Source organism: Raineyella antarctica, assembly GCF_900092135.1.
Lineage (GTDB): Bacteria > Actinomycetota > Actinomycetes > Propionibacteriales > Propionibacteriaceae > Raineyella > Raineyella antarctica.
Map to the genome: position 1 here is coordinate 409,046 of NZ_FMYF01000003.1, position 6,000 is coordinate 415,045.

At 68.9% G+C, this 6,000-nt stretch carries 5 protein-coding genes and 1 rRNA gene; 1 reads left to right on the top strand and 5 read right to left on the bottom strand.

Translation table 11 applies throughout. The features are described from left to right. Positions 1 to 38 precede the first annotated feature (38 nt). The 3 genes from GA0111570_RS06735 to GA0111570_RS06745 form a co-directional block, all read right to left on the bottom strand. Complete coding sequence (locus GA0111570_RS06735; protein WP_092608193.1) at positions 39 to 623, bottom strand: NADPH-dependent FMN reductase; 585 nt, start codon at positions 621 to 623, stop codon at positions 39 to 41. 98 nt (positions 624 to 721) lie between these two features. Further along, complete coding sequence (locus GA0111570_RS06740) at positions 722 to 2,302, bottom strand: ABC transporter permease (protein WP_092608196.1); 1,581 nt, start codon at positions 2,300 to 2,302, stop codon at positions 722 to 724. Then, complete coding sequence (locus GA0111570_RS06745; protein WP_092608199.1) at positions 2,299 to 3,291, bottom strand: ABC transporter ATP-binding protein; 993 nt, start codon at positions 3,289 to 3,291, stop codon at positions 2,299 to 2,301. Before GA0111570_RS06745 ends, GA0111570_RS06740 begins: the two co-directional genes overlap by 4 nt. A gap of 94 nt (positions 3,292 to 3,385) precedes the next feature. Between GA0111570_RS06745 and GA0111570_RS06750 the strand changes: the two genes are divergently transcribed. Beyond that, positions 3,386 to 3,961 (top strand): GbsR/MarR family transcriptional regulator, encoded by a 576-nt coding sequence (locus tag GA0111570_RS06750; protein WP_175557365.1) that lies wholly within the window; start codon positions 3,386 to 3,388, stop codon positions 3,959 to 3,961. 56 nt (positions 3,962 to 4,017) lie between these two features. On the opposite strand, the gene GA0111570_RS06755 is transcribed toward GA0111570_RS06750, so the two are convergent. Then, positions 4,018 to 5,706, bottom strand: coding sequence for an MFS transporter (locus tag GA0111570_RS06755; protein WP_092608313.1), 1,689 nt, complete (start codon positions 5,704 to 5,706; stop codon positions 4,018 to 4,020). A gap of 213 nt (positions 5,707 to 5,919) precedes the next feature. Then, positions 5,920 to 6,000: ribosomal RNA gene (rrf, locus tag GA0111570_RS18395) — 5S ribosomal RNA — on the bottom strand; the annotation flags it as partial.

Below are 6,000 nucleotides of genomic sequence, written 5' to 3' on the forward strand. Positions count from 1 at the left end.
GGTCGTTCATCGCCGGGCAGGGCCCGGCCGGTCGGAGGTCAGCCCTGGACTCGGACCGACTCGTCGTTGGCGCGCGCGAGCAGCGCCTCACGGACGGCGACGACGGCGTCACGGTGGCGCTCGACGACGGCGGCCGGGTCGACCAGACGGAACTGCTCGTTGAGGTCCTGCTGGCCGAACTGGATGTTCAGGCCCTGCTCCACCTCGACCAGGTCGGACTCCAGGTTGCCCATGATCTCGGAGAGCTGGCGGTGCGCACGCACGCCACCGTAGAAGCCGTACGAGGCGACGGCCAGCGGCTTGGCGGCCCACTCCTTGGCGATCGCGTCCACGGCGTTCTTCAGCGAGGCGGGGTAACCACCGTTGTACTCCGGGGTGACCAGCACCACGGCGTCGGCAGAGATGACCCGCTGCGACCAGGCACGGGTGGTGGGCAGCTGGTACTGGCCCATCATCGGGGACAGCGGCTCGTCCTCGGGGGTGAGCGTGATCTCGGCGAGGTCGGCCAGGTCGATGGTCACCTGCGGATCCTCGGACAGGACGGCGGAGATCGCGTCGGCGATGCCACGGCCGTTCCGGACCTTACGGGTGCTGCCGACGATGACCATGATCGAGCTGCTCACAGGTGTTCTCCTTGGTAGTTAGTTGAAGCTTCTACCAGTATGGAACCATGGATTCACGCCCGGTATTCCCCGTGCCATGACGCGGGACGTCGTACGGTTCAGACCGACAGGTCCCGGCGCCGGTAGGCCAGTGACCCCACGGCCGCCAGCACCAGCGCGAGCACCACCATGGTGAGCACTGGGGCGAGCTCGAACGGCTCGGCCGGCACCTTGGGCGTGTGCGCGTACGGCGAGAGGTCCTGCAGCCAGGTCGGCAGGGAGAGCAGTTGGCCCAACTCGCCCAGCAGGATGAACCCGATGAACAGCGCCCAGCCCAGCCAGGACAGTCGCGGGAGCAGCCCGACGACCGCGACGGCCAACGCGATCACCACCCAGGTGGAGGGGATCTGGACCACTGAGGTGGTGAACGCCTCCACGGCGGTGACTGTGCTGTCCGGTCCGGGCGTCCAGACCAGCATCTCGGCCGCGCCCATCGCGACGAGGAAGGCAGCTGAGCCGGCGAATCCGTACAGCAGGTGGGAGGACAGGAAGCGCCATCTGGTCTCCGCCGTGGCGAGGATCGCCTCGGCATGCCCGGCGGTCTCCTCCTCGCGCGTCCGCAGGACGGCACTGATGCCGTACGCGGTCGCCGCGAGCGCCGCGATCCCGGCGTAGATGGACACGAACAACTCGTCGGCGATGCCGGTGCCGCCGATCTGGCGCAGCATCTGCTCGGCCGCCTCGTTCATGAAGCCGCCGACCGCGCCGATCAGCGCACCGGCCACCATGCCGAGGAGGACACCGACCACCATCCAGCCGATCACCCCACCGCGGTGCAGCCGCCAGGCGAGCCCGTACGAGCTCCCGATGCTGCCGTGGTCCGGGCCGGACCTGTCCGGGAAGATGCCCACGCCCATGTCCCGGCCTGCTCGGAGCCGGTCCGCCGCGACGTAGCCGAGGGCGGCGAACCCCAGGAAGAGCCACAGCACCCAGGACCGGTCGCCGTTCCAGGCCCGGACCTGCTGGCCCCAGCCCAGCGGGGAGAGCCAGCGCAGGAACTCCCCACCGACCCCCTCGCGGACGTCGCCGACCAGCCGCAGGACGTACGTCACCGCGAGCGTGCCGTACGCGTAGCCGCTACCGACCCGACTGGAGGCCGACAGCTGCATGGCCACGGCCGTGACGGCGGCGAAGGCGATCCCGGTCCCCGCACTGGCAGCCCCCATCAGCCACGAGCCGGTCCACGGGAGTCCGCCGAGGCCGGCAGTGGCGCCGATGCCGATCCCGCCCACCAGCGAGGCCAGCGAGGCGAAGCCGAAGGCGGCGGCCAGGGGGGCCCGGTGGCCGACCACCCCGGCCCCCAGCAGTTCGAACCTGCCGGTCTCCTCGTCGGAGCGGGTGTGCCGGCGCACGACGGCGATCGCCAGGAAGGTGAGGATCATGAAGTCGATCATCTGGAGCTTGATGCCGCCCAGGCCGGCAACGGACTGCGGGTCGTAGACGCGCCCGTACGCCATGATCACCGAACTGAGCCCGTTGGAGAGCTTCGCGGACGCGACCCGGGACGCGACGTCGGGGTAGAGGTCGATCGTCGCAACGGCGGAGTAGTAGGTGAGCAGCCAGGCCAGCACGAGCGTGGCCAGCACCATCCAGCGGTCGCGTCGCCAGGCAAGGCGGACCAGGTGGCCGAATCCGTTCATCGCAGGGCACGCTTCGGCTCGGCGTCGTCGGGGGCGCCGGTGGGCGTGTGGGCGGCGTGGGTGCCCCGAGGATCCTGGGTGCCCTGAGGAGCGTGGAGGCCGGTGGCAGCGTCGGTGCCGTACGCCGACAGGAACAGCTCCTCCAGGCTGACCGGCTCGCTGGTGAGCGAGCGGATGCCGTGGCTGGACAGCGCGGCGACCACCTCGTCGAGGTGGACGTCATCCACGCTGAAGGACACCTGGGCACCGTCGACGACGAGGTCCTCGACGGCATGCAGCGCGCCCGGCTGCACCGGGCGGGCCAATTCGGCCCGCACCCGGGTGTTGTGCAGGTGTCGCATCTCCGCGAGCGGACCTGTCTCCACGACCCGCCCGGCACGGATGATGCTGATCCGGTCGGCGAGGGCCTCGACCTCGGACAGGATGTGGCTGGACAGCAGGACCGTGCGCCCCTGCGCGGCGACGGAGACGACTTCGTCGCGGAAGAGCCGCTCCATCAGGGGATCGAGGCCGGAGGTGGGCTCGTCCAGGAGCAGCAGTTCGGCGTCGGAGGCCAGGGCAGCGACCAGGGCGACCTTCTGCCGGTTGCCCTTGGAGTAGGTCCGGGCCTTCTTGGTCGGATCGAGGTCGAAGCGCTCGAGCATCTCGGCGCGACGCTGCGGGGAGATCCCGCCGCGCATCCGCCCGAGCATGTCGATCACCTCCCCGCCGGTCAGGTTGGGCCAGAGGTTGACGTCGCCCGGAACGTACGCGATCCGACGGTGCAGATCGGCGACGTCACGCCACGGGTCCTGCCCCAGCATGGTCGCCTTCCCGCCGTCGGCCCGCAGCAGGCCCAGCAGGATGCGCAGTGTGGTGGACTTGCCGGCGCCATTGGGTCCCACGAAGCCGTGCACCTCGCCCTCGGCGACCGAGAGGTCCAGCCCGTCGAGGGCCCGGGTGCGTCCGAACGATTTGGTGAGGTCGACGATGTCGATGACCGTGTTCACCCCTTCAGCGTACGCCGCCTTCACAATCTTGTGAATCTTCTGATGCTCAGTCACAATGTGGGGATGGGGCTCGCCGAGCCGGAGGGAGAACGTGATGCCAGGCAAGGATCCCGCCGCTCGCGACAGCGGTCAGGGCGCCGGTGATGACGCGGCTCTCGACGCCGCTCATCACGACGCCGGTGCCCATGATCCGCGAGCGGTGGACATGTTCATCGAACGGCTCGGGGCTTTCCTGGAGACCTCGGGAATGCCCCGCATCGCAGCCCGCGCGTTCGCTGCCGTGCTGATCGACGACGACGGGCGGATGACAGCGGCGGAACTGGCCGACCGGCTCACCGTCAGCCCTGCCGCCGTCTCTCATGCGATGGCCTACCTGCAGCACGTCGGGCTGACACGCAAGGAGCGGGATCCCGGCTCGCGCCGGGACATCCATGTTCTCGTGTCGGAGGACTGGTACATGGCGATGGTGACCCGTCGCCAGATCTTCGACCAGATGGAGCAGCTCTTCGCCGAGGGCTCGGCAGCCGCCGGCGGGCCGAACACCGCCGCCGGTCATCGGCTGCAGGTCAGCCAGGAGATGAGCCGGTTCATGACGAACGCGATCCTGGAGGCCGCCGCGCGATGGGAGACCCGGCGCGCCGAGCTGGAACGGGAGCGTACGACCGGCTGAGATCCCCGCGCCGCAGCACGTGATGCTCAAGTGGGAGTCGGTACAGCGTTCCCCGCTCAGCGGGGGTCTGTCACCGCTCCATCGGTCGAATGCTCGTCCCCCGGATCACCGGGACGGCTGAACGTGGCCTGCAGGTGCACCTCCAGCTCCTCGAGCGAACGGCCCGACGTCTCGGGCATCACCTTGTAGAGCACGACGGCGACGACGACGTTGACCACTCCGTAGAGCAGGTACGTCCGGCCGCCGCCGAGGGTGCTCATCATCCACGGGAAGGTGAACGTGATCGCCGCGTTCACGATCCACATGCAGAAGACCGCCGCGCCGTTGGCGATGCCGCGGACGTGCGCCGGGAACATCTCGCCCAGCATCGTCCACACCACCGGGCCGTTGGAGGACTGCACCACCAGCATGAAGAAACCCATCACCGCCAGCACCAGGAACGGCGCGTAGGCCGGCGGTCGGGTCCCCGCTGCCATGTGGGGCTGGATCAGGAGCGTGAACAGGGCGGCGATGGCGAACATGCTGACAGCAACCAGGGAGATGCAGGTGATCAGGATCTGCCGGCGCCGGAACCGGAAGATCAGCCACAGTCCGGCCGCCGCTCCGATCACGGACATCACCCCGTTGGCGACCTGGGCAGTGATCGCAGCCGAGGCCCCCAGCCCGGCGTACTCCAGGACCTTGGGTGCGTAGTACATCACCGTGTTGACGCCGGTGGTCTGGTTGCACACCGCCAGCAGGACGCCGACGAGGAACAGCCGACGGATCCATGGCGTCCGCAGCACCTCGCGGAAGGTCCCCTTCGGCATCGCCTCCGTCCGGCGCTGCACCCGCGCCATCTCCAAGACCTCGTCGGAGAGGTCACCGTCACGCTCGTCACGGACGCGCTTGAGCGAACCGATCGCCTCGTAGTAACGGTGCTGGACCATGTACCACCGCGAGGACTCTGGCATCCGGCGCATTCCGATCCACAGCGCGAGGGCCGGGATGGTGGCCAGTACCAGCATCAGCCGCCAGGCGGATCCGTTGCCGCCGGTGATGGTGAGCTGCTGGACGAAGTGCTGCCAGGCCCCCGGGTCCATCGGGCCGCCCAGGGCCGACTGCTGTGCGGTGACGTTGTCCCAGGACTGCGACCCCGTCGACAGGACGCCGCTGGGATCAGCGGCGACCGTGAGCCGCGGCCCGCCATAGACCTGGTTGATGACAGCGTTGAAGGTGAAGGCCAGCAACTGCCCGAACACGATCATCAACTGGTCGAGCGAGACGATGGTTCCGCGGATGCGTGGAGGTGCGGTCTCGGAGAGGTAGACGGGGACCGTTGCCGAGGCGCCGCCGACGGCGAGTCCAAGGATGAACCGGAAGGGGTAGAGCATCCACAGCCCGGGGGCGAAGGTCGTCCCCAGCGCGCCGATGACGAAGATGGCGGCCAGGACGAGCAGGTTGTGCCGGCGACCGTAACGGTCGGAGAGCCGCCCGCCGAACAAGGCGCCCAAGGCCGCACCGACCAGCAAGGTGGCCCCGACCAGTCCCTCCTCGAGCGCATTGAGGGCCAGGCCGTGAGCATCCGTCGGCATGTACATGTACGGCAGCGCACCGGAGACCACCCCGGTGTCGTAGCCGAAGAGCAGCGAGCCCAAGGTGGCCACCCCCGCCACAGCCACGACCGAGCGGTGTCGACCCGTCATGGGCGTACGGACCGCCGCCTCCCGGAGTTCGTCCTCGGGGGCATCGAGCGAAAGCTCCATCGACTCGCGGTTGTTCTCCACCTCAAGGACTCCTTCGACCACCCAGGAACGCACGTCTCGCAGGATCGCACCCCCGAGAGGCTACGCCGCCTGTCGCACCTCCGACCCGAGATGCGAGGAGCTGCTGAAAAGTCCTGTAATTGCGGATCGGGCCGATACCCGGTGAGGGGTATCGGCCCGATCTGTGCACCACCCCTGGGGGTGGTGTGTGTTGTCCGGCGACGTCCTAGTCTCCCACACACTCCCGTGTGCAGTACCATCGGCGCTGAAGGGCTTGACTTCCGGGTTCGGAAT